The organism is Brevibacterium sp. FME17 (assembly GCF_014897515.1).
Lineage (GTDB): Bacteria > Actinomycetota > Actinomycetes > Actinomycetales > Brevibacteriaceae > Brevibacterium.
Genome location: NZ_JABUYD010000006.1, coordinates 142,109 through 166,603, shown reverse-complemented (window position 1 = coordinate 166,603; position 24,495 = coordinate 142,109). Strand labels below are relative to the sequence as shown.

The following is a 24,495-nucleotide window of genomic DNA, read 5'->3' as shown; positions in this document are numbered from 1 at the left end:
GTGGCAGAATGGACCCATGCCCAAGGACCAGCGTGCCAAAAAGTCAGGAGGACTGACGAGACCGGTGGCACGTGTGAGCCGACGCATGAAGTTCGGTGTGGCCGGGCGCATCATGTTCGCGAACTCGATCATGCTCGTGGGCATCATGGTGCTGACCACGAGCCTCCTCTACATCCAGCTCTCCCAGCTGAACCAGAAGCGGGAACAGGATCTGCTGCGCTCCGCGGCGGACAACATGTCGATCTCGCTGAGCCTCGTCGGGACCGGTAAGACAAGTCCGGCCGACTTCATCGACGAGGAATCGCATGGCAACGTCAAGAAGATGCTCGACAATGTCGTGAGCGAATATGACTTCGATGTGGCAGCCGTCGTCCCCATTGACTACCTGGTCACCCCGCCGTCGTTGGGTTCGTCGAATCGGCAGGATCGCAACGAAGAGAAGATCGTGTCCGCGAACTCGGGGGATGTGCCCGAAGACTCGATCGATCAGCTCTCGATGGCCGTCGACGGTTCGCGAGTCTCTGAGGGGCAGTCCATAGTCCGCTTCCTCGACGACGGCGGCCCCGGCGGGGGCACGATGTACGTCATCAGTCCGGTCTTCGCGAAACACCTCGGCGTCGATGATGTCGGTCCCAACACCGTCGTTGGGGCGGTCATCGTCGGCAACTCAGCGGACTCCGTGCGAGAAGGCTTCTTGGCGCAGAGCAACTGGCTCATCGGCATCGCCATCACCACATTGGTCCTGGGCATCGCCGCCTCCTGGGCGACCTCCAGAGGCTTGCGCCGAGTCACCGGCGACTACGGCGCCACCGAACTGCGCAGCATGCTCGAGTTCTACTCCTCGGTGCTCAAAGCAGTTTCGGAGGGGCTTCTGCTTGTCGACCGGTCGACGGGCATCGTCCTCATCAATGCCGATGCGCGCGAACTCCTCGGCCTGCCCGCCGCAGGCGGAGGTTCCACGGGGGAAGGCACCGCGGGCGAAGGGCCAGCTGACGAAGGGTCAGCTGGCAGAGCCTCGGCAGACGAGCAGATCGCCGCCGATGACGATCCCGTCCGAGCGACCTCACCGGTCGGCGGCATCGCACTGCACGACCTCGATCTGCCCGACGCCCTCATCGATCTGCTCTCGTCCGGCCGCTGGGCCCGCGACGAGATCCACTACACCGACGACCGGGTGCTCGTCGTCAACCAGCAGCCCACCGATGCCGCCAGCGACACCTGGGTCGTGACGATGCGCGACCACACCGAGCTCGCCGAACTCTCCGGTGAGCTCGTCTCCGTACGGTCATTCTCAGACTCCCTGCGCGCACAGACCCACGAATACGCCAACCGACTCCACATGGTCGTGTCCCTGCTGGAGACCGGGCATGTCGACGAGGCGATCGACTTCGCGGCTAAGGATCTCGATGACCTCAACCGGGTCACCGGCGACGGTCAGATGAGCTTCGACCACCCCGTGCTCTCTGCACTGCTGCTGTCGAAGATCGCCCAGGCCGCCGAGGCGGGCATCGACATGACGGTCGATACGGCGGGACTCTCGGGCCGCCTCGCCGGGGATGATCGTGACCTGGCGACCATCCTCGGTAACCTCATCGACAACGCCTTCGATGCCCTGAGCAGACGGGACGTGCTGCCGGAGAACAAGCGGGTGCATGTGGTCCTGAGCGGAGCGGGCGGTGCCGGCGGCTTCACTATCGAGGTCAGCGACGACGGCCCGGGCATCGACGAGGATTATGTCGACGCGATCTTCGAACGGGGATGGTCGACCAAGCACGACGGCGTCGAGATCGACAAGGGACTCGGCCGGCAGGAAACCGGCACCCGAGGGGTCGGGCTGTCTCTGGTCGTCCAGGCGATCCGTCGCCTCGGCGGGGCCGTCGACGTGCAGGGCCGCGGTGAGGACTGCGATGAATTCCAGGGCGCTGTGCTCACGGTGTGGCTGCCCGACAACCAATACGTCGACCCCGGTGCGCTCGGCCAGACTTCCGGGCGCGCCTCAGCAGGAACATCGTCATCGAACCAGCCATCTGGGAACCCACCCGCCGGGCCGATCCGGATCGTTGGCGACGACCGCGACTGACCCGGCTGCCCAGGCGGGCGACTGATTCGGCTGCGCGACGTCCCAATGAATGAAACTTCTCCGCCCCATCTCGTGGATCCGGCCTAGGCTGAAGAAGAATGCCGGTCTGGTGGACAAGGGCCATCGGCCGAAGCGAAATCGAGTGGAGGAACCATGGATCAGGACATCGTCGTTTGTGAACCGCTGCGTACTGCGATCGGAGGTTTCGGAGGACAGTTCCGCGACATCCCCGCCCACGAACTCTCCGCCATCGTCGTCCGTGAGCTCATCGCCAGGACCGGACTCAACCCGGAACTCGTCGCCGACGTCGTCATGGGCCAGGGCTACTCCACCTCCGAGGCACCCTGCATCGGCCGTGTCACCGCGCTCGACGCGGGCCTGCCCGTGACGGTGCCCGGCAAGCAGGTCGACCGCCGCTGCGGCTCCGGACTGCAGGCAGTCATCGACGCAGCAATGGTCGTCGGCTCCGGCAACGGAGACTTCGTCATCGCCGGTGGTGTCGAATCGATGTCCCACGCGCCCTTCTACAACGACACCATTCGCTGGGGAGTGCGCGGCGGCAGCGCCGAATTCACCGACTCGCTGGGCCGTGGCCGCGTCACTCCGGGCGGTAAGAACTACCCAGTTCCCGGTGGAATGCTCGAGACCGCTGAGAACCTGCGCCGCGAATACTCGATCGGCCGCGACGAGCAGGACGAACTCGCCTTCAACTCACACCAGCGTGCTGCCGCGGCCGCTGAGGATGGACGCTTCGCCGAAGAGATCGTGCCGGTGACGATCCCCGCCACTCGGAAGGTCGCCGAACACCAGATCGACGCCGATGAGCACATCCGTCCCGACACCAGCATCGACAAGCTTGCCAAACTGCGCCCCATCCTGGGCAAGGACGATGACCAGGCAACCGTGACCGCAGGCAATGCTTCGGGCCAGAACGACGGAGCTGCCGCAAGCATCGTCACCACCCGCGCAGCGGCCGAGGCGCAGGGGATGAAGCCGCTGGGCCGCCTGGTCAGCTGGGCCGTGGCCGGAGTACCGCCGAAGACCATGGGCATCGGCCCTGTCCCGGCCACCACGAAGGCCCTCGAAAAGGCCGGGCTGAGCCTGGCTGACATCGACCTCATCGAACTCAACGAGGCCTTCGCCGCTCAGGCGCTGTCCGTGACCCGCGAATGGGGCTTCGGCAAAGACGACTTCGATCGCCTCAACGTCAACGGCTCTGGAATCTCCCTGGGTCACCCGGTCGGCGCCACCGGTGGTCGGATCTTGGCAACCCTGCTGCGCGAAATGGACCGCCGCGACGCTCGCTACGGACTCGAGACCATGTGCATCGGCGGAGGACAGGGCATCGCCGCAATCTTCGAGCGCGCCTGAGGCCTCGCGCCTGAACGCCGCGCGCCTGAACGCCGCGCGCCTGAACGCCGCGCGCCTGAACGCCGCGCATGATTTGGCGGGAACAGAACCCCGATCTTACGCACGAAAATCAAGGTTCTGTTCCCGCCGAATCCCCGTAAACGCGCATGCTCTGCTGACCAGGAAGATGGGAAAGCCCGCCGGCAGGCCAGGCTGTCGGTTGCTGACCGGCCCAGCAGCGCCCCGGCGTTCCAATCCTGTGTCATGGATGTGCCGAGGCTGTAACACGAACCACGGCAGGCCCGCAACGACGAACGCTAGACTGACGGCATGTCAGATACAACTACCCCTGAGTCGAGCATCGGTGTGCTCGTGGTTGAGGACGAGGCAGTCGCTGCCCGGGCCCACGCAAAGTACATCGACCGCATCGACGGCTATCACCTGGCCGGTGTAGCGAAGAATGCCACTCAGGCGATGGCTGCTCTGACCGGAAAGATCTATGGTCTCGACGCGGACTGCATCAACCTCGTCCTCCTCGACATGAACCTTCCCGACGGCCACGGACTGCAGGTCTGCCGAGCCATCCGCGGTCACCGCGTTGATGTCGACATCATCGCAGTCACAGCCGCCCGGGACATGCAGATCGTGCAGGAGGCGCTGTCCTACGGCGTCGCCCAATACATCATCAAACCGTTCACCTTCCCCGTGTTCAAATCCAAACTCGAGGCTTACTCCTCCTTCCGCGACAGCCTCGGCGGGGACAGCAGCGAAGGCGAGGTCACGCAGACCGACGTCGACACCGCGATCGCTGCACTGCGCACCCACACGGTGGCCGCGACCGCCAAGGGTGTCCCGGATGCGGTGCAGACCGAAGTGAAGTCCGTCCTCGGCGACCAACCCGGACAGTCCGCCGCCGAGGTCGCCGTTGGTCTCGGAGTCTCGCGAGTGACCGCACGACGGTACTTAGAGGCCATGGCCGACGCCGGCATGCTCGCTCGCCGCCCCCGGTATGGGGCAGCCGGGCGTCCGGTGCTCGAATACACCGTCGTCACCGACGACGTCTGAACCACCCCTCGATACCCGGGCTCCATCCCCACAATGCCCGGCGGTTCCAAGCCGCGACTGACGAATCCCCGGCCTCCTTCCCCTCATCAGCGAACTCAGTCGACAAGTGGACTTCCCTGCTGACTGCATTGATGATTGACCTATGACAAAGAAGTCCAAGACATGGCTGGCCATCGCCCTCGTCGTCGTGCTGCTGGCCGGTGCCGGCGCCTTCGCCTTCTTCACGTTGCCGCTCCAGGCGGAGACAGCGGCGGAAGATGCCGCCGCCGATCTGAACAGCGGAACCATCGAATCGAACGCCTGGTCAGACAAGAAGACGGCGAAGAAGCTGCATGATCTGATCCTCGCGACTCTCGACCAGAGCATGAAGAAACGCTCGGTGAAGTTCGCAGGCACAGAGGCACACGGTGATGGCATGGTCGCGAAACTGAAGTGGACCTGGACGAACCAGGACGATGAACCTTGGGAGTACACCTCCGAACTTCCCCTGCACAAGAAGGGTCTGCTCTGGTCCGCGGAACTCACCCCCGCGGTGCTGCACCCTGACCTCGAAGACGGCCAGGTCCTCGTCTCGCAGAAGACCCCCGGGCAGCGCGGGGCAATCCTCGGCGAGGACGACGAAGAGCTGATGGCCGAGGGTCCCGTCGTCGACATCGGCATCCACCCCGCCAAACTCGACGAAGCTGAGGACGACGATGACACCCTCACTGCTCTCAGGGACGAACTCGACATCGACCTGAAATCGCTGAAGGAACGCGTCGACAAGGCTGAGCCCGATCAGTTCGTTCCTGTCATCACTTTGCGTGAGGGCGACTACAAGAAGGTCAAGGAATCGATCCACTCCCTGCCCGGCACCGTGTTCAAAACGCACACTCAGCCGCTGAGCCGAAAGAAGGGCTTCGCCGGCCCGACGCTGGGAACGGCCGGTGCCGCAAGCGCCGAGGAGGTCGAGGCCTCTGATGGAAAACTCACCGGTGAATCCGTTGTAGGCAAAAGCGGACTGCAGAAGGCCTTCGATGAGCAGCTGACCGGACCGGGCAGCGAAGCGATCTACATTGCGGACCGCGATGACGGGAACGACGAAGGCGCCGACGAGAGCAAAGCCACCGACGACGGCGATGCCGCCGATCCTGTCCGCGTCCACGAGTTCCCCGAAAAAGACGGCGAGAACATCACCACGACGCTCAACGTCAAGGTGCAGGAAGCCGCGGACAAGGCCGCCGCGACGGGTAAGAAGCCGACGGCCCTCGTTGCGATCCGGCCCAGCGACGGTCACATCATCGCTGCGGCCAACCAAGATCCGGAAGGTGCCGGCTGGGACCGGGCGCTGACCGGACAGTACGCGCCCGGGTCGGTGTTCAAGGTCGTCTCGGGCCTGGCTCTGCTCGAATCAGGAGTCGATGCGAAGACGACTCTCGACTGCCCGAAGACGACAACGGTCGACGGAAAGAGCTTCAAAAACGCCGAAGACCATGTCCTGGGCAAAATGGCCTTCGAAGACAACTTCGCCGAATCCTGCAACACCGCGTTCGTCAACTCCGCAGAGAAGGTCTCGGGTGAGGACGTGGCGAAAGCGGCGTCGAGCCTGGGAATGGACGATGCTGATCTCGGAACCGGGGCGAAGATGGCGATCGTTCCCAGCGATGATGACGCGGTGACGCATGCGGCGCAGATGATCGGTCAGGGCAAAGTCGTCTCCAGCCCGCTGGCAGTGGCGGTGATGGCCGCGTCGGTGGCCGAGGGCGACACGGTCAACCCGCTTCTCGTGGTCTCCGAGGACGGCAAAGGCAAGAACAAGGAGAAGGACACGAGCGAAGACAAGGGCAGAAGCGAGCAGGCGATCGATGCCGATGCGGTCGCCGCGATGCAGAAGCTCATGCGCCGTGCCGTGACCGATGGGACTGCCGGCGCGTTGCAGGACGTCCCCGGCGAACCGGTCCATGGCAAGACCGGCACCGCCGAATACGGTGACGAGACCCCACCGCGCACCCACTCCTGGTTCGCCGGCTATCAGGGCGACGTGGCCGTGGCCGTCCTCGTCGAGGACGGCGGGTTCGGCGCCGAGGCGGCTGTGCCGGTGGCGAAGAAATTCTTCGAATCGCTCAACTGAGGCAGAACCTCACCAATGCCTCACTTCATGCGTAGGGACCGCATGACGTCGAAGGCTGTGGTCAGTGTGCGGGCGAATCGCGACTGGTCTAGCGGACCGAAGGGGGCGATGGGAACCAGCTTCTGCTCCGCAATGCTGTGGGAGTGCATGAACTGGTAGAGGCCCTCAACGCCGTGCCGATGACCCATACCTGAAGCCTTGACCCCGCCGGCCGGAGAATCGATCGAACCCCAGGCAGCCACGTAGGCCTCATTGACATTGACCATCCCGGATTCGAGCTGCCGGGCTGTTTCGAGCCCGCGGGACTGAGAGAAGACGCTGGCGTTGAGACCGTATTCGGATGCGTTGGCCCGCTTGATCGCCTCCGCGTCACTTGCCACCGGGTACACGGCGACGACCGGGCCGAAGGTCTCCTCAGCGAACAGCTCGGCCTCCTCGGTGACATCGGTGAGCACGGTCGGCAGATAGAAGTAGGGCCCCATCTCCGGGACCGGGCGGCCTCCCGCGATGACCTGAGCTCCGCTGGCCCGTGCCTGTTCGACGTGCTCGCTGACTCGGGCCAGCTGCTTCGGCCCTGCCAAGGACCCCATTCCGGGGCCGTATGAGTAGTCGGGGCTGAGTTCGAGGTTCCGGGTCGCCTCGGCGAAATGGGCGCAGAACTCTGGGTAGAGATCCTCATGGACATAGATGCGCTCGATGGACAGACACAGCTGACCAGCCGAGGAGAAGCACCCACGAACCGCACCGTCTACGGCCGACCCAAGATCGGCATCGGAGAGGATGAGCATCGGATTCTTTCCACCGAGTTCAAGAGCGGTCGGCAGCAGACGTCGAGCAGCCTCGGCGGCAATGGAACGCCCTGCGGCGGTCGAACCGGTGAAGGAGATCCCATCGGCACCGGCCATCAGCGCAGGCCCGACCTCCTTGCTGGGTCCGGGCACCAGCTGCCAGACCTCCGCGGGCAGGCCGCAGGCAATGGCCAGGCGGCGCATGATGATCGCCGTCAGAGTCGTCTGGCTGTCGGGCTTGTGGACCACGGCATTGCCGGCGGCCAGAGCCGCGAGCAGGTCGGTCGCGCCCAAAGTCAGCGGATAGTTCCAGGGGGTGATGAACCCGACGACGCCCAGCGGGGTGCGGGTGACCTCGGTGCGGGTCAGGACGGGAACGGCACCGCGGCGACGCTGCGGGCGCAGACGGGCCGGGGTGGTGACCCCATAATGACGGCACACGTTGTAGGTGTCGAGAATCTCGTCATAGGCGTGGATGCGGGCCTTGCCCGTCTCGTACTGAATGATGTCGAGGAGAAGGTCCTCGTGCCGGCGCAATGCCGAATGCAGGCGCAGCAGCACCCGGGCGCGGTGCTCGGGAGACCGCTGCGACCAGGCATCGGCGGCGATGCGTGCGGTGGCATAGGCGTCCTCGATATCGGCCGTGGTGTTCGAGGCGAAGCGGGGGAGTTCTACACCGGTGAACGGCTCGGGGCTGACCATGCGATCGCCGCTGCCCGAGGCCTCGGCATAGGGGTCGGTGTCGAGGAATTCGCGGAGCCGATCGGTGACATGGGTGAGTCGGTCTGCGTGGGTGCCGGTGCTGGTGACGTCCGTGTGCATCATCATGCCTCCGTGTCGTCAGAGAATGGGTGGGTTCAGGCCCGGGAGGCCGCTAACCTACGCTACAGTATTCTCATGGTCTCACGTGAACTGCGTCACGCAGTGCGCAGGGTCGAGGCTCCCGCTGCTGTGATTGATCTGGAGGCGTTCGACGCGAACGTCACCGCCTTGGCCGAGCGCGCCCAGGGTCTGCCGATCCGCGTCGCTTCGAAGTCGCTGCGCACTCCCGTTGCAATCGACCGAGCGCTCGCCCACCCGGCCTATTCCGGTGTCCTCGCCTATTCTCTGCCGGAGGCGCTGGCCCTGCACGCCCGAGGAGTCCGCGACATCCTCGTCGGCTATCCCACCGTTGACCGGCGCAGCCTCACCCAGATGTTCGCCGAGGCGGGGGCCACTCAGAACATCACCCTGATGATCGATTGCCCCACCCACCTCGACATCATCGACAGTGCCCGCAGCGAGGCGGCTGCTGGTGGTACGGCTGCAGGTGACTCGGCTGCTGTTGACGCAACGGCTGGCGGTACCGCACAGACCGTGCGTGTGTGCCTCGACATCGATGCCTCCTACCGCCTGGGCGAAGGGGTGCTGGGCAGCCGAGTCCATATCGGAGCCCGGCGCTCGCCGATCCGAGACGCGGCCTCCGCCGTCGAGCTGGCCGCACATGTCATCGCTCGCCCCGAGGTCAAGCTCGTCGGGCTGATGTCCTATGAAGGACAGATCGCTGGCACCGCCGATGCCGGGGCCACAGCCAAACAGGCGGTGGTGCGTGCCATGCAGAAGCGCTCGATCGCGGAGCTGAAGGTGCGGCGCCGCAGCGTCATCGACGCGGTGCGTGAACTCGCCGACCTCGAATTCGTCAACGGCGGCGGCACCGGGTCCTTCGAATCCAGCGTCGCCGAGGGCACGCTGACCGAAGTGGCCGCCGGATCCGGGCTCTTCTGCCCGGGACTCTTCGACGGCTACACCCACTTCCAGCACGAGCCGGCCGCCTACTTCGCCACTCCCGTGGTGCGCCGACCAGGACCCGGCTGGGTCACGGTCTTCAAGGGCGGCTTCATCGCCTCCGGCGTCCCCGGCCCGGACCGAGTTCCCACGATCGCCTGGCCCCAGAGCCTCGAGTACGCGGGCCTCGAAGGTGCGGGTGAAGTCCAAACTCCCCTCACCGGGCCCGGAGCCGAAGACCTGCGCATCGGCGATCTGGTCTGGTTTCGGCACGCGAAGGCCGGTGAACTCGCCGAACACTTCAACGAATTCCTCGTCGTCTCGGGGTCGCAAGTCGTCGACACCTGGACGACCTACCGCGGACAAGGATGGGTGCTGTGAGACGGCACGAGGAAACGACGCGGATGCGGTTTCGGAACTGGTCCGGTCATGTCCACGCGTATCCGCACACCTTCCGCAGGCCCACCTCGGCGGGGGAATTGAGCGAGGTTCTGACGTCTGCAGCCGAAGCCGGTCAACGGGTCCGGCCCGTCGGTGCCGGCCACTCGTTCACCCCGGTCGCCGCAGGTGACGAGGTCATGGTCAACCTCGACCACCTCAGCGGAATCATCAGCGTCGACGAGGCGAGCCAGCGGGTGCGCTTCCACGCCGGCACCCGGCTCCGCGACATCCCGGCCCTACTCGCCCCCTTCGGGCTGGCCCTGGCCAACCAGGGCGACGTCAACCCGCAGGCGCTCGCCGGAGCGATCTCGACGAGCACCCACGGGACCGGGCTCGGCTTCACCGGATTCGCCGGAACCCTCACCGGACTGTCGCTCATGGGCCCCGACGGCACTGCAGTCCAGCTGTCAGCGACACGTGACCCGGAGATCTTCGACCTGGCCCGCGTCAGCCTCGGCGTGCTGGGCATCGTCACGGAGATCGAGCTGCAGTGTGTGTCCTCCTTCGACCTCATCGCCGAGGAGGTCGTGACGGACCTCGACGATCTGCTGGACGACCTCGAACCGCGGATGCGAGCCGCCGATCATTTCGAGTTCTACTGGTTCCCGCACACAGATACCGCTCTGACCAAGACGAACACCCGTGTCGGCCCTGGCGAGATCGGCCCGGGCCACCTCGCCGAGGCGGGGGTGCGCAACCGGATACTGAACCTGCTCGACAAGGAAGTGGTTGAAAACGGTGCCCTGCGCCTCGCCGTCGAACTCGGTTCAGCAGTGCCCAGCCTCGTGCCCCACATCAATCGGATCGCCCAGTCCGCCGTTTCGGACAGGACGTATCGGGCACCGGGCCACGACGTCTTCGTGACACCTCGGCGGGTGCGGTTCAACGAGATGGAGTACGCGGTTCCCTTCGCATCCGGCGCCGAGGTGATTGCTGAGATCCGCGCAGCCATCGAGTCGAGAGGATGGACGATCTCATTCCCGATCGAAGTCCGATCTGCGGCCGCCGACGATGTTCCGCTCTCGACCGCCTACGAACGCGACACGATGTACATCGCGGTGCACCGGTACGTGAAGGACGACTTCGCCGAATATTTCCGTGTCGTCGAACAGATCTGTCGACGTCACGGGGGCCGCCCGCACTGGGGCAAGATCCACAGCCTGGGCGCCGGTGAACTGCGTGAACTCTATCCGCGTTTCGAGGACTTCTGTGCGCTGCGGAACCAGTTGGACCCGCAGGCGGTGTTCGGCAACCGATTCACCGACTCCCTGTTCGGGCTGGGTTCGCGCGTGAGCTGAACTGGTGCGTGGGCTGAGCACACGTGCGGGCTGAACTGGCGAGTGAACTGAGAATTTCCAGCTGACCTGCCCACGGGCTCCCACCAGCAGTAGGGTGGTCAGGATAGTCTCGATGATCGGCCATATCCGTTGTCGTTGGGAGATACGGCCGCAGCATTCCCTAAGAAATGGAATCCTCGATGTCAGATTTCGAAGCGCAGGCCCAGTCGGACCCCGCGGTCTCCAGCAGTCCGGAGAAGGAGAAGGGACGACGTCGATCGATGATGGTCGCCGCCTTCGGCACCATAGTTGAGTGGTACGACTTCTCTATCTTCTTCTACGTCGCGACCATCCTGACCAAGGAGTTCTTCGGCGATCGGCCGGACTCGCTCTTACTCACCTTGGGTGTGGGAGCCGCCGGCTTCCTGTTCCGCCCGCTCGGTGCCATGGTCTTCGGTCACCTCGGCGATCGGGTCGGCCGCAAGTCCGCGCTGGTCGTCTCTGCCGTGCTCATGGCCGTCGCGATGCTCGGAATCGCTATCATGCCCGGATACGAGACGATCGGCATCTGGGCAGGTGTCGGCATGGTCTTCTTCCGTTGCCTGTCCGGATTCTCCGTCGGCGCAGAGTACACCGGAATCATGGTCTTCCTGATGGAGTCGGCCGGCAGTAAACGGCGCGGACTCGCGGCCAGCTGGGCGGCGGCCAACAGCGAGGTCGGAGCGCTCCTGGCAGTCGGGTCGGGAGCATTCCTGGCCAGCACACTGTCCGCCGAGGCGATGAGCTCCTGGGGATGGCGCGTCCTGTTCATCTTCGGAGCTCTCCTCGCTGCGCTGATGATCCCGCTGCGTCGAATGATGGAGGAGACGGACACCTTCAAACGCCTGCAGGCGGCGGAGAAGACGAAGCGGGCGCAGAACGCGAAGAGTGACAAGCCTGTGGTCTCACGCGGTCGCTCCCCGCTGCTCATCGCCTTCCTGCAGCAGCCCCGCGCGATCCTGGTCGCGTTCCTCATCTCCTCGATCGGTTCGGTCAGCTACTTCCTCAACATCACCTATGTGCCGACCTATATCGAAGAGGTCTCTCACGTGAAGAACTCCGGGTCTCTGGCGCTGGGCACCATCGCCGCCGTCGTCGCGATCGTCATCACGCCCCTGTTCGGCCTCGCCTCGGACCGCTTCGGGCGGAAGAGGACGCTGGCAGTGCTGATGGCCGTCTTCATCCTCACCACCATTCCCGCCTACGCACTGCTGGTCGATGGGAACTCCGGGGTCGCGATCTTCGGCGTCGCATTCCTTGCTGTGCCGGCCGCCGGATGGAGTGCTGTGGCAGCGGCCATGGTGCCTGAGCAGTTCACCGGCACCAGCCGCTTCTCCGGAATGGCCATCGGCTACAACGTGGCCACGGTCCTCTTCGGCGGACTCTCACCGCTGATCGCGACCGCACTGATGAGCTCCACCGGCCTCACGCTGGCACCGGCGATCTATGCGACCGTCATCGTCGTCGTCGCAGGTGTTCCGACGTTGTTCCTGGCGCGCAATATGGCGGGCAGGCCCCTGGCGGAAGTCGACCGTGACAAGGATCTTGTCCCCGCCTGAGGCGAGTTCTGCTCCGTTCTGGGATCAGCGCCGGTCCCCTGGGGTCAGTGTCGGGGGAGGCGCCCCAGAAGCCACGAGACGATCTCGGGCCAAGCGCTCTCGGAGATCGAGCGCCGCAGCAGACCGTGATGGCCGATCTGGGCGACCCCGAGCTCTCGCGGCGTGAAGGTTCGTCGTTTCACCTCGGCGAGGCGGACATGGTCGACGAGTGCGTCGATCTGCGCTGGTGAGGCCCAGTTGTCGTCGCTGGCACCGATCGCGAGCACGGGCGTGCGCAAACGTGCCATCCGAGCCGCGGCTCCCAGGCTCGGATCGTCGAAGAAGTACTCGGACATGCAGACCCAGCGGCCCCATTCGAGCATGGCCGCAGTCGGGATATCCTCGCCGAGTCCGAGGCGTCTGCCGGGCGCATAGCCGACGAGGGGACTGATCAGAGGGCCGAGTGTTCTGAGGATGAGACCGACTCGCAGACGTTCGCCGCGGGGATTGATGTCGCGCAGCGCCGCTCGTGCCGTGCCCACGGTGACGAAGCCGCGCAGGTCCTCTGTGGCGTTGCCCAACAACAGAGCATGACCACCGAGGCTGTGCCCGAGTGCGAGTTTCGGCAGCTCGGGAAATTCAGTGTTGGCCCAGGCAGCGACGGCATTCGCATCCTGCTGCATCCAATCGCGCATCCGCAGCTGTGAGTGCTCCCGGGCCGGGCCGGAGGCGGCAACGCCTCGTACATCGTAGGTGAGCACAGCCAGGCCGCGTTCGACCGCGTATTCGGCGAAGTACGTATAGAACCGGGCCGGTGTGGCGGTGGCGGGGTGGATCGTGAGGAACCCGGCCGGCGTCTCCGGCGGCATCAGCACGGTGCCGACGATGTGGCTCGCCCGCTCGGAGTCGGTGTGTCTGGAACCAGCGGCATCGGTGTGCGTGCCGCCGGTGACCGGAATGCGCACGGAACTCATCATTGTGCTCGTCATGAGCACAAGGTTAGTGAAGATCGACCGTATTATCTACCGATCGGTAACAGTGAGTTCCGTGCGCCGAGATCAGCCCTGTGTGCGGGCTTTCCAATCGGAGACCTCTGACTCAGCCAGCTGCGCGGCAACGCCGACGTAGGTGGCCGGAGTCAGTGCCGTCAGCAGTTCGGTCTCAGCCTCGGGCAGTCCGAGACCCGAGACGAAGGACTGCAGGTCCGTCTGGTCGATGCGCTTCCCGTGAGTGAGCTCCTTGAGCTTCTCGTAGGGGCTGTCCATGCCCGGCACACCCTGCAGGCCGGCGGCGCGCATCACCGACTGGATCGCCTCACCCAGGACCTCCCAGTTGGAGTCGAGGTCGGCGGCCAGCGCCTCTTCGTTGATCGCGAGCCGATCGAGGCCCTTGATCAAGTTGTTCAGCGCCAGCACGGAATGGCCGTAGGCGACACCGATGTTGCGCTGCGAGGTCGAGTCCGTGAGGTCGCGCTGCATCCGTGAGGTCACCAGGGTCGAGGCGAGCGAATCGAGCAGTGCGCATGAGAGCTCGAGGTTCGCCTCGGCGTTCTCGAAGCGGATCGGATTGACCTTGTGCGGCATCGTCGAGGACCCGGTGGATCCTGCGACGGGGATCTGCTTGAAGTAGTTCATCGAGATGTAGGTCCACATGTCCGTCGCCAGATTGTGGGCGATGCGGTTGAACCGTGCCATGTCGGCGAAGAGCTCCGCATCCCAGTCATGGGACTCGATCTGCGTGGTCAGCGGGTTGAATGTCAGGTCGAGGCTGCCTTCGACGAAGGTCTTGGCCAGTTTCGGCCAGTCCGCGGTGGGCACGGCGGCCAGGTGGGCGGAGTAGGTCCCGGTCGCACCGTTGATCTTGCCGAGGAATTCGCTTGCCTTGATCCGCTCATACTGGCGGCGCAGACGGTGGACGAACACTGCGAGCTCCTTGCCCATCGTCGTCGGCGTTGCCGGTTGACCATGGGTGTGGGAGAGCATCGGCACCGTGGCCAGCGCCGAGGCGGTGTCGGCCAGTGAGTCGATGAGTGCCTTCGCACGGGGCAGCCACACATCAACGGTGGCGCCCTTGATCCCGAGAGCCCAGGACAGATTGTTGATGTCCTCAGACGTGCAGCAGAAGTGGACGAGCTCGCTGAGATCGTCGGCACCGAGTTCGACTAGCGCTTCTTTGATTGTGTACTCAACGGCTTTGACGTCATGAACCGTGACGGCCTCATGGGCGGCCAGGGTGGCGATCGTCTCCGCATCGAAGTTCTCGGCGAAGTCACGCAGCCCGGTGACCTCGTCCTCGGTGAGGCGACGGACTCCCTCGATCACGGAGTTCTGAGCGAGGTGGATGAACCACTCGACCTCGACGATGATCCGATTGCGGTTCAGGGCCGCCTCGGAGAGGTGATCGACGAGGTCAGCGGTGTCTTTGCGGTAACGGCCATCGAGTGGTCCGAGAGCAATGGCGGGTGAGATGTCAGCAAGCGAAACAGTCGGCATGATGTCATTTTCTCATGAGCCGCGTGCAGACGGGGAACCGACCATCAGGCGGTCGGGCCGAGACCCGAGGTCCGGGCTGTCTCTTATGCTCCACCTCCTGTGGATTGGGCCGCGACTTCGGCGTCGGAACCCTGTGGAGCGTCGACCGATTTCCACAGGACGAACCGGAGACCTTCCAAGGGAGCGGGCCGCTTCGTACGGTGAAGGCTGACGCCGAGTCGAAGGGAGGACGACAGTGATCACCGATGAGCTGGCACTCAACCGGGATGGGTGGAGGCGGCGAGCAGATGAGCTGCGCAGCCTGGCTCAGACTTGCCGGCAGGTCGAAGGATGGGACTCCCCGGCAGGACGGATGCTCGGCGATCGTCTGCTGACCTGTTCGGACTCGATCACCACCCTGGCAGAGAGAGCAGACAAGCTCGCCGAGGCCTACGACCTGCATCTGCAGGTCGTCTCGGTGGGAGGCCGGATCCAGATATGAACGAGGGAACGAGGTCGGCAGTGGGGGCGGGGAAAGCTGCGGCTGTGCCGGGCAGCAAATGGTTCGCCGTAGACAGCGCACGAATCATGGGGCTCCCTGAACGGCTGAGGTCGCTGTGGCCCCACGAACTGATGCCACGTGCAGACGCTGCCGTGACCACCTCGGCGGGGGATCCGGCATCAGGGGTGACTGGGGCAGCGGAAAAGGAGTCCAGCGGAACGCGGACCGGGGGGCAGGGGATCACGGAAACGGTGATGCTGGGGGAACCCACCGGCAGGGAATCCAAGCGCGGGCTGGATGTGCTCACCGCCTGGCTGACCGGTTTCACCGCCGAGCTCAATCGCACCCGCTCGCGGATCACCATCGTCATCAGTTCCGGGGCCGAGACCGCCCACCTCGAGGTGTCCCTGCTCGATGACATCTGCCTGGGCATCCTGGTGCTCCACGGTGAGGGCTTCGAGGAGTTCGCAGGCTTCGAACTCCTCAGGCGTCTCCGCCCGCAGGAGCTCGGGCAGGTCACCGAAGAGCTGAGCTCTCTGATCGAGAGAGACTGTGTGCTCACCCTGACCTACCTGAGTGAGGCCAGAGTCGCCGGGATGGAGTTCCTGCACAGAGTCGGCGGAACCTGGGCCCGGCCGACGCTGGAACGAGACGGTGAGACGATCACCATGGGAGCTGAGCACAGCCTTGAGTCCAACGCGGTGCGAGTCCTCCTTGCGGCGACTCTGACTCGCCTCCAGTTGACGACCGTCCTCCACCCATGATCGCGACCCGAACCACCGGCGGTCCGCAGCTGAAGATCGATGACCGGGCAGACTCCAGCGGGGACGAACTGCAGCGCATCTGCACCACGATCGGTGACCTGTCTGCGGACGGGGCGCTCGCCGACTTCGATCTGGCCACACTCCTGACGCAGGTTCCTGCTCCACTCACAGCGATCAATCTCGATGCCGCCCGAATCGTCTACTTCCACCAGTCGACGCGGGTGCTCATCGAACTCGAAGCCACCGTCCTGGCCGTCAGAGCCGCAGTCTTCGCCTACAGGCAGGCGGAGAAAGGCGTCAGCGAGACCTTCGGCGGACTCCTCGACTATTTCGGATACGTCAGCGGTCGCGTCATTGCCATCACCCTGCCTGTGACCATCCCGATCGGCATCGCCGTCGGAGCCCCGATCTACCTGGGTCTGAAGCTCCTCGATGTCACAGGTCTCGACGATGTCGTCGCCAAGCACTTCGGCATCGACCTGGCGCAGACGAAGGCGGCGGCCAAGGAAGCCTTCGTCGCCCTCGTGTTCGAGCACTCCGATGTCTCAGGGGCCATCATCGAACACGTGCTGCCGGGAGTCGTCGTCGGTTTCATGGGGCTGCCGCCAGCGGTGCTGGCCACCGAGGGCGATCATGGGCTGTGGCCACACGACTCCTCATCGATGACCGCGTGGGTCCTGGGAGGTGCGAACATGTTCGGACTGCTCCTGCCCTCAGACGTGGAGGTCTGGAAGGCGAAGGGACTCACTCCGGCCGATGATGAGCCGCCGCGTGACCTCGAGGACCTCTATCGCAGAGAGGCGGACCGCCACCGCGGTGCCGACTCCGGACAAGTGCGGATCGAGGAGATCACCTCCCCCGACGGCACCACTCGCTACATCGTCTACGTGCCCGCGACGACCGACTGGTCACCCGAGTCAGGACAGAACACCACCGATTTGACGACGAACGTACAGGCAATGGCTGGCAATGACACCGTCATGGCGGAAATGGTCCGCCAAGCCATCGCCGATGCGAATATCGGGGCAGATGCCGAGGTCATGTTGGTGGGGTATTCGCAGGGCGGAATCACTGCCGGTTCCTTGGCCGCCGACCCGGCCTTCCTCGCCGATGTGAATGTCACCGCACTCGTCACAGTGGGAGCACCGATCTCAGATTTCCCGGTCGACGAGGGCATCGATGTCCTCTCGATCGAGCACGAACAGGACCTGGTGCCCGACCTCGACGGCAACGAGAATCCAGCCACAGACCAGTGGTCGACGATCACCGTCGACTACGATCCCGAACAGCTGCGCCAGGCCCCGAACCTGCAGGGCAAGACCGATGCCGAACTCGACGAACTGTTCTCCTCGGCCGGAGCCGCACACTCCTCAGCTGCCTACGCCGCCTCGATCGGGCTCATGCTTGCAGGCGGTCATGCCGGACTCAACCGGTTCACCGCGAAGAACTCAGAATTCTTCACCGGTGATCTCAAGGAGACGAGGGATTACCAGGGGAAACGCAAGCGAACATGACCCGAGTCCAACCTCGGCGAGCTGGGGCTCTGGACTGGTCGGACATGCGTTTGTCGGACGTTGGACCAACTCTGAGACCATCGACAATTCGACATGGAAGCCTTTGGACGTGAACGACACGCGCGAAATTCGTCTCCTAGGCTGAACCCGACCATAACAACTGGCGCTCGACGCACATGGCCGATGTGGCATGCGGTCGGTGGATTCGGTATCGTGGTATCACCTGTGAATCACATCACTCGAGGGCGAGAACTCACACCAGAGATCCCGTCCGCAGGACACCGTCCGCCACTGGTCACCTCCGGTGCGCTTGGACCTTGAACAAAGGAGAACTGAAATGACCTCCAACATTTCAGTGGGAACCGGGACTGCCCACAGTCAGTCATCGGAACCTCGGATGATCCAGATGCTCACCGAAGACGGCAATCGCGTCGAATCCGGTGAATATGACGCTTTCGCGGCAGAGCTCACCGATGAGGATCTGCGCGGCTTCTACCGGGACATGGTCCTGGTTCGTCGCATCGATGCTGAGGGTGCGGCCCTGCAGCGCCAAGGACAGCTCGGCCTCTGGGCGCCGATGTTCGGTCAGGAAGCGGCCCAGATCGGAATGGGACGGGCGGCACGCCCCCAGGACTTCGTCTTCCCCACCTATCGTGAACACGGCCTCGCCTACACCCGCGGCGTCGAACCCGAAACCCTTCTCGGCATGTTCCGTGGCCAGGACCACGGCGGTTGGGACCCTCAGGAACACCGCTTCCACACGTACACGATCGTCATCGGTTCGCAGACGCTGCACGCCACCGGCTACGCCATGGGCGTGTCCATGGACGGCGACGTCGGCACCGGTGACCTGGAACGCGACACTGTGGCTATCGCCTGCTTCGGCGACGGAGCCACCTCGCAGGGCGACGTCTCAGAAGCGCTGACCTTCGCCGGAGCCTTCCACGCACCCGTGCTCTTCTTCTGCCAGAACAACCAGTGGGCCATCTCCGAACCGACCCACGTCCAGACCGCGGCACCGTTGTGCAAACGCGGCGAAGGATTCGGCGTACCCGGTCTGCGTGTAGACGGCAACGACATCATCGCGATGTACGCCGTGGCCAGGGCCAGCTTGGATTCGGTCCGCGCCGGCAACGGCCCGATGCTCATCGAGGCCTTCACCTACCGTCGCGGCGCTCACACCACGGCCGACGACCCGACTAAGTACCGTGACCGGGCCGAGGAAGAGATCTGGGAGGACCGCGATCCGCTGAAGCGGCTTCGGGCCTACCTCGACAACCACACCGAGACCGCTGACGAGTTCTTCGCCGAGGTGGACGCTGAAGCCGACACTCTCGCTGCTCGCATCCGTCACAACTGCATGACCATGGAAGATCCCGATCCTGTCGAGATGTTCGCCCACGTCACCTCCGAACCTCACTCCCTCGTCGATGAGGAACGCGCGGAATTCCTCGCGTACCAGGCCTCGTTCGCCGATGCAGGTGAGGCCTGATGGAGAAACTTCCCCTGTCAAAGGCCATTACGGCCGGAATGCGCAAAGCCATGGAGGACGACCCGAAGGTCGTCCTCATCGGTGAGGACATCGGTAAGCTCGGCGGCGTCTTCCGTGTCACCGAGGGCCTGCAGAAGGATTTCGGTCCGCAGCGGGTCATCGATGCTCCACTGGCCGAATCCGGAATTGTGGGAACCTCGATCGGCATGACGCTGCGCGGCTACCGTCCGGTCATCGAAATCCAGTTCGACGCTTTCATCTTCCCGGCCTACGACCAGATCGTGACTCAGGTTGCCAAGCTCTACAACCGCACCCTGGGCAAAGAAAGAGTGCCGATCGTCATCCGTGTGCCCTATGGCGGCGGAATCGGTTCACCCGAGCACCACTCGGAGAGTCCGGAGACGGTCTTCGCCCACCACGCTGGACTGCGCCTGGTTTCACCCTCGAATGCCCATGACGCCTACTGGATGATGCAGGAAGCGATCAAGAGCGACGATCCGGTGATGTTCTTCGAACCCAAACGCCGCTATTGGCTGCGCGGAGACGTGGATACCGCGAACCGCGGCGACCTGGGAATGCACGATGCCAGTGTCATCTCCACGGGCACCGACGTCACCCTGGTGGCCTACGGCCCCCTGGTGCCCACGGCCAAGGACGTCGTGGCAGCAGCGGCAGACGAAGGTAAGAGCGTCGAACTCATCGACCTGCGCAGTCTCAGCCCGATCGACTTCACAACGATTGAGAAGTCGGTGCAGAAGACCGGTCGCCTGGTTGTCGCACACGAGGCGCCGACTTTCCTCGGACTCGGCTCTGAGATCGCGGCACGCATGTCGGAGCGCTGTTTCTTCAATCTTGAGGCTCCAGTCATCCGAGTCGGCGGCTATCACACGCCGTACCCCGGCTCGCGGATGGAAGAGCACTACCTGCCTGACCTGGACCGCATCTTCGATGGTGTCGACCGGGCACTGGCCTACTGACTCAAGGAGAGTTGATATGTCTTTTGAATTTTCTCTTCCTGACGTCGGTGAAGGCCTGACAGAGGCCGACCTCGTGTCGTGGAAGGTCGCCGTCGGCGACACCGTCACCGTCAACCAGATCCTCGTCGAGATCGAAACAGCCAAATCTCTGGTCGAACTGCCCAGCCCCCAAGCCGGACCGATCGAGGCTCTGCTGGTCGAAGAGGGCCAGACCATCGAGGTCGGAACACCGATCATCCGCTTCGGCGGCGGCGATTCCACCGGCAGCTCCACGACCGCGGGAGCATCGACACCTGCGACAGGAGATGCACAGACTTCGGTCGAGAGCGGACACGACGCCGAAGGCGGCGCCACCCTCGTCGGCTACGGTGCTAAAGCAGTCTCGTCTAAACGTCGTCCCCGCAAGGGTGCTGGCGTTCCGGCGCCGGCAAGCCCGACCTCAGCGTCGGCCGTACCGGAAGCTCCGGCTCCGGCAGCACCGGCACCTTCCGCTGCACCAGCCGAAGCCGCTGCACCGGCAGCCGCCTCGGCAGGCAAGCCGCTGGCCAAGCCTCCCGTGCGCAAGCTCGCCAAGGATCTCGGCATCGACCTGGCAACGGTCGCTGCGACAGGTTCACGCGGCGAAGTCACTCGTGACGACCTCAAGGCCGCAGCCAGCGGCTCTGGAGCAGGACTCACCGCAGCGGCAGTTTCGAGCGCGGGGGCCGCGGCCGCCTCGGCGGGGGTCGGTTCCACCGGCGAGCTCGAAGAGCGGATCCCGTTCAAGGGCGTGGCGAAGATGATGGCCAAGGCCATGGTCGAGTCCGCGTTCACGATGCCTCACGTCACCGAGTTCCTCGACGTCGACGTGACCGAGACGATGGCCTTCGTGCGAAAGCTCAAGTCCACGAAGTTCCTGGGCGAGGACATCAAGGTCTCTCCCTTGCTGCTCGTAGCCAAGGCTGTGGCCTGGGCTGTTAACCGCAACCCGCGGATCAACTCGTGCCTCGAAGGCGAAGAGATCGTCATCAAGAAGTACCTCAACCTCGGTATTGCCGCAGCCACCCCGCGTGGTCTCATGGTGCCTAACATCAAGGGTGCACACGCGATGGGCCTGACCGATTTGGCTCAGGGCATTCAGGATCTGACCGCGCTGGCTCGTTCGGGCAAGACACCTCCGGCAGACCAGTCCGGGGGCACGATCACCATCACAAACGTCGGTGTCTTCGGCGTCGACGCGGGAACTCCGATCATCAATCCCGGCGAGGCCGCGATCCTGGCCTTCGGGCAGATCCGGAAGAAGCCCTGGGTCGTCGGTGACGAGATCGTTCCACGTGACATCACGACGCTGTCGGTGAGTGCTGACCATCGCGTCGTCGATGGTGAAATCATCTCGAAGTTCCTTGCCGACGTCGGTCGTGGACTCGAGGATCCGACACTGCTGCTGGCCTGAGGCGAGCTCAGACTTCCCCCGTAGAAATCCACGTCGCAGTCATCAGTCTGAATGCGACACCACGGCGGAGCGTCGAGACATCTATGCGTGCGTAGATGTCTCGACGCTCCGCCTGTGTGGTGGGGCTTTACCGTTGTCTCGGCGCGTTATTGATGTTGCGGCGAGGGAACACCGCCGCGAACAGCTCGGAACCTATTTGTCGAGGTAGGCGCTGTTGTCGGCAGGGCTGCCGTCCTTGACGAGGCGCTTGGCGATGCAATGATCTCGATCAAGCCCCCAGGAGCGGCACTGGTCCAGCGCAGGCTCGGCATCGCTGTAAGGGGTATTGATGATGGTGACCCAGTAGTTGTCGTCCTTGTAGGAACCCCAGTCCCCGCTGTGGATGAGGATCGCACCCGGGTATTTGACGCGGTTGGTCTCGAACTCGTCGAGGATGTCCTGTGCTGACCATGTCTTGCCGTCGGCCTCGAGTCCGATATCTTTCGCGCTGACCTGCGTCACCCATTGGCCTTCGATATCATCGGCCTTCGCCGTGCCTTCCTTCGTGTAGGTGGACAGTTCCTGCTGTGGGCTCGCCGTCGGCTGCACCAGTGACTCGGAAGGGGATGGGGAGGCGGATTCAGACTCGTCGCCGCCGAAGTCGACGGGCACGGTTCCCGATGACGGGGCCAGCGAGCGGATTCCGAAGAAGGCCAGCAGGCCGAGAATCATCATGATGGCGATGATGACAATCGTGATCTTGACTCCGTTGCCCTTCTTCGGGGCGGGTGTCGGCTGGAGCGGGATCTGTCCGGATGCCGGGCCGCCAGGCCCGTGCGCTGCGTGCCCGGGTCGACTTTCCCTCGGTCCGTGGCCTTGTGTCTGCCCGCGAGTCGCGGTGTGGCCTAGGCGTTCTGTTGGTTGCGTTCCCTGGAGGGCCTGAGCCTGTCCCTGGAACGGGGAGGCGCCGACGGGGGCGAAGACGTTGCGAGTCCGATTTTTGGATACGGGTACGTCGCCAGTGTGCTTCTCGAGGTATTCGTAATAGGTCGAGGTGTCGAAATCAGCAGCACTCTTGGTGGACTCCTGGCCCGGCGACAGGGTCAGACTGGCACGATCCGTTTGGTCCTTCTGCCAGTCATCGCTGGTCGCTGGACGGATTCGCGGCCTCGGTGGAACGTCGCTCATCGGTCCTCCTGAGTGCCAGATGTGGTGGCAATCATCTTCTTACCTTGGCACGACATCGGCACGTGTTCAACACGAGCCAGAGCAGGACGCATTGCCTGCTGGATCATGAGAGCGTACCTGGGTGCGCGATGAGTGCGAGGCGCGAAACGGTGTTCGCCCCGCAAATACGGAGGCAACGCGTTCTCGGCCGCTTCGGCGCGACCCTACCCATGGGGTGTCGCGACCGACATTCAGTGAATTTGCTCTGAAGGCCTGTCTCTCACTAAGATTGTTATCTGTTGTGTCGTAGGAGTTCGATCACCGATTGATCTGCTGAGGCCAACATGGTGCTCACCCACCGCTGCACTCCAGCTTCGGCCAATCTCTCACAGGCTACGGCTTCAGCGCTGGTGAGACATCTCGCCCAAACGGGCAAACCTGTTTTGGCGTACACAATTTTCATTGCGAACGCCGCATACCGGGCGACTGTCTGGTAGGTGGTCGGGCATTTGTCCGACTGAGCAGCATTCGTGAAAATTTGTTGATGTCTTCCGACATCGGCGCAAGCCAGCGTGGATCCCACGCAGACCTGCTTGCTTCGAGAGTCGGTAACTTGTGAACTGGAGGAGAGTCATGGCAGCAACCTGCCAAGTAACCGGGGCCGTCCCTGGTTTCGGACATAACGTGTCCCACTCGAAACGAACCACTAAGCGTCGTTTCAACCCGAATATTCAGAAAAAGCGCTACTTCGTTCCGTCTCTGCGCCGCAGCGTCACCCTGACCTTGTCCGCCAAGGGCATCAAGGTCATCGACGCGCGCGGAATTGACGCGGTCGTCGGCGAACTCATTGCCAAGGGAGTGAAGCTCTGATGGCTAAAGCACAGGACATTCGTCCCATCATCAAGCTCAAGTCGACAGCAGGTTCGGGGTTCACTTACGTGACCCGCAAGAACCGCCGCAACAACCCGGATCGCATGGTTCTCAAGAAGTACGATCCAATTGTTCGTAAGCACGTCGATTTCCGAGAGGAGCGCTGAGCGCACATGGCTAAGAAGTCAAAGATCGCACGCGACAAGCAGCGTCGCGTCATTGTTGAGCGCTACGCGGAGCGTCGTGCGACGCTCAAGCGTCAGCTGACACACCCAGACAGCACCGACGAGCAGCGTGAAGAAGCACGCCTCGGACTGCAGAAGCTTCCTCGCGATGCCTCACCAGTGCGTGTGCGCAACCGTGACCAGGTTGATGGCCGTCCACGCGGCTACCTCCGCAAGTTCGGCCTCTCCCGTGTTCGTTTCCGCGAAATGGCACACAACGGCGAGTTGCCCGGCATCACGAAGTCAAGCTGGTAATCTCGAGGAAGTTCGTTATCGGAAAAACGGACCGGTAACCGACCGACTTGTCCTAAGGAGGACGCTTTTATGGCTAAGAACCGCAGTGAGCTCGTAGCAGAAGTTGCAGAGAATTCCGGATTGACCCAGAAGCAGGTTTCGGACGTTCTTGATGGTGTCTTCGATGTCTTCTCCGACGTCGTCGGCAAGGGCGAAAAGCTCACCATCCCAGGATGGCTGTCTGTTGAGCGCACCGAGCGTGCCGCTCGCAAGGGACGCAACCCGCAGACCGGTGAAGAGATCCAGATCAAGGCCGGCTACTCCGTGAAGCTGTCCGCTGGTTCGAAGCTGAAAGCTGCCGCTGGCAGCCCTAACTGAGCCTTCGCGCATCAGCGTGAAATGACCCGGACCGTCTGG

Annotated in this window: 21 protein-coding genes; 17 read left to right on the top strand and 4 right to left on the bottom strand. The window is 63.8% G+C overall.

All coding sequences use genetic code 11. The annotated features are described in order from the left end of the window. Positions 1 to 16 precede the first annotated feature (16 nt). The 4 genes from INT40_RS08145 to INT40_RS08130 all read left to right on the top strand — a co-directional run bounded on the left by INT40_RS08145 (position 17) and on the right by INT40_RS08130 (position 6,605). Complete coding sequence (locus INT40_RS08145; RefSeq protein WP_193095889.1) at positions 17 to 2,080, top strand: sensor histidine kinase; 2,064 nt, start codon at positions 17 to 19, stop codon at positions 2,078 to 2,080. 153 nt (positions 2,081 to 2,233) lie between these two features. Then, entirely contained in the window at positions 2,234 to 3,451 is a 1,218-nt protein-coding gene (locus INT40_RS08140) for an acetyl-CoA C-acetyltransferase (RefSeq protein WP_193095888.1), read from the top strand. A gap of 309 nt (positions 3,452 to 3,760) precedes the next feature. Next, positions 3,761 to 4,495, top strand: a complete 735-nt coding sequence (locus tag INT40_RS08135; protein ID WP_193071591.1) for a response regulator — start codon at positions 3,761 to 3,763, stop codon at positions 4,493 to 4,495. A gap of 142 nt (positions 4,496 to 4,637) precedes the next feature. Then, positions 4,638 to 6,605: a penicillin-binding transpeptidase domain-containing protein gene (locus tag INT40_RS08130; protein WP_193095887.1), complete on the top strand. Its 1,968-nt coding sequence runs from the start codon at positions 4,638 to 4,640 to the stop codon at positions 6,603 to 6,605. A gap of 20 nt (positions 6,606 to 6,625) precedes the next feature. On the opposite strand, the gene INT40_RS08125 is transcribed toward INT40_RS08130, so the two are convergent. After that, on the bottom strand, positions 6,626 to 8,221 hold the full coding sequence (locus tag INT40_RS08125; protein WP_226830949.1) for a succinic semialdehyde dehydrogenase: 1,596 nt from the start codon (positions 8,219 to 8,221) through the stop codon (positions 6,626 to 6,628). A gap of 69 nt (positions 8,222 to 8,290) precedes the next feature. Here INT40_RS08125 and INT40_RS08120 point away from each other — a divergent pair, with 69 nt between their 5' ends. From INT40_RS08120 to INT40_RS08110, 3 genes are all read left to right on the top strand, one after another. Further along, positions 8,291 to 9,538, top strand: coding sequence for an amino acid deaminase/aldolase (locus INT40_RS08120; RefSeq protein WP_193095886.1), 1,248 nt, complete (start codon positions 8,291 to 8,293; stop codon positions 9,536 to 9,538). Next, positions 9,526 to 10,896 carry a D-arabinono-1,4-lactone oxidase gene (locus INT40_RS08115; RefSeq protein ID WP_101571650.1) on the top strand — a complete coding sequence of 457 codons (1,371 nt, stop codon included), beginning with the start codon at positions 9,526 to 9,528 and terminating at the stop codon, positions 10,894 to 10,896. The genes INT40_RS08120 and INT40_RS08115 overlap by 13 nt, the downstream gene beginning before the upstream one ends. 179 nt (positions 10,897 to 11,075) lie before the next feature. After that, on the top strand, positions 11,076 to 12,473 hold the full coding sequence (locus INT40_RS08110; protein ID WP_193095885.1) for an MFS transporter: 1,398 nt from the start codon (positions 11,076 to 11,078) through the stop codon (positions 12,471 to 12,473). 44 nt (positions 12,474 to 12,517) lie between these two features. Here INT40_RS08110 and INT40_RS08105 read toward each other — a convergent pair whose 3' ends face one another. Together INT40_RS08105 and purB are read right to left on the bottom strand one after the other, a co-directional pair. Beyond that, entirely contained in the window at positions 12,518 to 13,441 is a 924-nt protein-coding gene (locus INT40_RS08105; protein ID WP_226830948.1) for a serine aminopeptidase domain-containing protein, read from the bottom strand. A 69-nt stretch (positions 13,442 to 13,510) separates the two neighbouring features. Further along, complete coding sequence (gene purB / locus INT40_RS08100) at positions 13,511 to 14,944, bottom strand: adenylosuccinate lyase (RefSeq protein ID WP_193095884.1); 1,434 nt, start codon at positions 14,942 to 14,944, stop codon at positions 13,511 to 13,513. A gap of 235 nt (positions 14,945 to 15,179) precedes the next feature. Between purB and INT40_RS08095 the strand changes: the two genes are divergently transcribed. From INT40_RS08095 to INT40_RS08070, 6 genes are all read left to right on the top strand, one after another. Beyond that, positions 15,180 to 15,425, top strand: coding sequence for a hypothetical protein (locus INT40_RS08095; RefSeq protein ID WP_101571644.1), 246 nt, complete (start codon positions 15,180 to 15,182; stop codon positions 15,423 to 15,425). Then, on the top strand, positions 15,422 to 16,189 hold the full coding sequence (locus INT40_RS08090; RefSeq protein WP_193095883.1) for a hypothetical protein: 768 nt from the start codon (positions 15,422 to 15,424) through the stop codon (positions 16,187 to 16,189). Before INT40_RS08095 ends, INT40_RS08090 begins: the two co-directional genes overlap by 4 nt. Next, positions 16,186 to 17,703, top strand: a complete 1,518-nt coding sequence (locus INT40_RS08085) for a hypothetical protein (protein WP_193095882.1) — start codon at positions 16,186 to 16,188, stop codon at positions 17,701 to 17,703. Before INT40_RS08090 ends, INT40_RS08085 begins: the two co-directional genes overlap by 4 nt. A gap of 337 nt (positions 17,704 to 18,040) precedes the next feature. Then, positions 18,041 to 19,195, top strand: a complete 1,155-nt coding sequence (pdhA, locus tag INT40_RS08080) for a pyruvate dehydrogenase (acetyl-transferring) E1 component subunit alpha (protein ID WP_193071588.1) — start codon at positions 18,041 to 18,043, stop codon at positions 19,193 to 19,195. Beyond that, positions 19,195 to 20,172, top strand: a complete 978-nt coding sequence (locus tag INT40_RS08075; protein WP_193095881.1) for an alpha-ketoacid dehydrogenase subunit beta — start codon at positions 19,195 to 19,197, stop codon at positions 20,170 to 20,172. Before pdhA ends, INT40_RS08075 begins: the two co-directional genes overlap by 1 nt. Positions 20,173 to 20,188: 16 nt before the next feature. Continuing rightward, on the top strand, positions 20,189 to 21,604 hold the full coding sequence (locus INT40_RS08070) for a dihydrolipoamide acetyltransferase family protein (RefSeq protein WP_193095880.1): 1,416 nt from the start codon (positions 20,189 to 20,191) through the stop codon (positions 21,602 to 21,604). Positions 21,605 to 21,796: 192 nt separating this feature from the next. Here the strand turns inward: INT40_RS08070 and INT40_RS08065 are convergent, their stop codons facing one another. After that, entirely contained in the window at positions 21,797 to 22,771 is a 975-nt protein-coding gene (locus tag INT40_RS08065; RefSeq protein ID WP_193095879.1) for a protein kinase, read from the bottom strand. 612 nt (positions 22,772 to 23,383) lie between these two features. On the opposite strand from INT40_RS08065, the gene rpmB reads away from it, so the two are divergent. The 4 genes from rpmB (at position 23,384) to INT40_RS08045 (ending at position 24,456) form a co-directional block, all read left to right on the top strand. Next, complete coding sequence (gene rpmB, locus INT40_RS08060; protein ID WP_101571629.1) at positions 23,384 to 23,620, top strand: 50S ribosomal protein L28; 237 nt, start codon at positions 23,384 to 23,386, stop codon at positions 23,618 to 23,620. Next, the gene (gene rpmG, locus INT40_RS08055) at positions 23,620 to 23,787 is read left to right on the top strand and encodes a 50S ribosomal protein L33 (protein ID WP_101571628.1); all 168 of its coding nucleotides are present in this window, start codon (positions 23,620 to 23,622) and stop codon (positions 23,785 to 23,787) included. The genes rpmB and rpmG overlap by 1 nt, the downstream gene beginning before the upstream one ends. 6 nt (positions 23,788 to 23,793) lie before the next feature. Further along, on the top strand, positions 23,794 to 24,099 hold the full coding sequence (gene rpsN / locus INT40_RS08050; RefSeq protein ID WP_009882241.1) for a 30S ribosomal protein S14: 306 nt from the start codon (positions 23,794 to 23,796) through the stop codon (positions 24,097 to 24,099). A 69-nt stretch (positions 24,100 to 24,168) separates the two neighbouring features. Beyond that, entirely contained in the window at positions 24,169 to 24,456 is a 288-nt protein-coding gene (locus INT40_RS08045; protein ID WP_009882243.1) for an HU family DNA-binding protein, read from the top strand. The last annotated feature ends 39 nt before the right edge of the window (positions 24,457 to 24,495 follow it).

Bases quoted from the DNA above. Each gene is read 5' to 3' on its own strand.
- rpsN (WP_009882241.1), top strand. From the start codon at position 23,794: ATGGCTAAGAAGTCAAAGATCGCACGCGACAAGCAGCGTCGCGTCATT.
- INT40_RS08105 (WP_226830948.1), bottom strand. From the start codon at position 13,441: ATGACGAGCACAATGATGAGTTCCGTGCGCATTCCGGTCACCGGCGGC.
- INT40_RS08135 (WP_193071591.1), top strand. From the start codon at position 3,761: ATGTCAGATACAACTACCCCTGAGTCGAGCATCGGTGTGCTCGTGGTT.
- rpmG (WP_101571628.1), top strand. From the start codon at position 23,620: ATGGCTAAAGCACAGGACATTCGTCCCATCATCAAGCTCAAGTCGACA.
- INT40_RS08130 (WP_193095887.1), top strand. From the start codon at position 4,638: ATGACAAAGAAGTCCAAGACATGGCTGGCCATCGCCCTCGTCGTCGTG.
- rpmB (WP_101571629.1), top strand. From the start codon at position 23,384: ATGGCAGCAACCTGCCAAGTAACCGGGGCCGTCCCTGGTTTCGGACAT.
- INT40_RS08045 (WP_009882243.1), top strand. From the start codon at position 24,169: ATGGCTAAGAACCGCAGTGAGCTCGTAGCAGAAGTTGCAGAGAATTCC.
- INT40_RS08085 (WP_193095882.1), top strand. From the start codon at position 16,186: ATGATCGCGACCCGAACCACCGGCGGTCCGCAGCTGAAGATCGATGAC.
- INT40_RS08115 (WP_101571650.1), top strand. From the start codon at position 9,526: ATGGGTGCTGTGAGACGGCACGAGGAAACGACGCGGATGCGGTTTCGG.
- INT40_RS08140 (WP_193095888.1), top strand. From the start codon at position 2,234: ATGGATCAGGACATCGTCGTTTGTGAACCGCTGCGTACTGCGATCGGA.
- INT40_RS08090 (WP_193095883.1), top strand. From the start codon at position 15,422: ATGAACGAGGGAACGAGGTCGGCAGTGGGGGCGGGGAAAGCTGCGGCT.
- INT40_RS08120 (WP_193095886.1), top strand. From the start codon at position 8,291: ATGGTCTCACGTGAACTGCGTCACGCAGTGCGCAGGGTCGAGGCTCCC.
- purB (WP_193095884.1), bottom strand. From the start codon at position 14,944: ATGCCGACTGTTTCGCTTGCTGACATCTCACCCGCCATTGCTCTCGGA.
- INT40_RS08075 (WP_193095881.1), top strand. From the start codon at position 19,195: ATGGAGAAACTTCCCCTGTCAAAGGCCATTACGGCCGGAATGCGCAAA.
- INT40_RS08070 (WP_193095880.1), top strand. From the start codon at position 20,189: ATGTCTTTTGAATTTTCTCTTCCTGACGTCGGTGAAGGCCTGACAGAG.
- INT40_RS08065 (WP_193095879.1), bottom strand. From the start codon at position 22,771: ATGAGCGACGTTCCACCGAGGCCGCGAATCCGTCCAGCGACCAGCGAT.
- pdhA (WP_193071588.1), top strand. From the start codon at position 18,041: ATGACCTCCAACATTTCAGTGGGAACCGGGACTGCCCACAGTCAGTCA.
- INT40_RS08145 (WP_193095889.1), top strand. From the start codon at position 17: ATGCCCAAGGACCAGCGTGCCAAAAAGTCAGGAGGACTGACGAGACCG.
- INT40_RS08110 (WP_193095885.1), top strand. From the start codon at position 11,076: ATGTCAGATTTCGAAGCGCAGGCCCAGTCGGACCCCGCGGTCTCCAGC.
- INT40_RS08125 (WP_226830949.1), bottom strand. From the start codon at position 8,221: ATGATGATGCACACGGACGTCACCAGCACCGGCACCCACGCAGACCGA.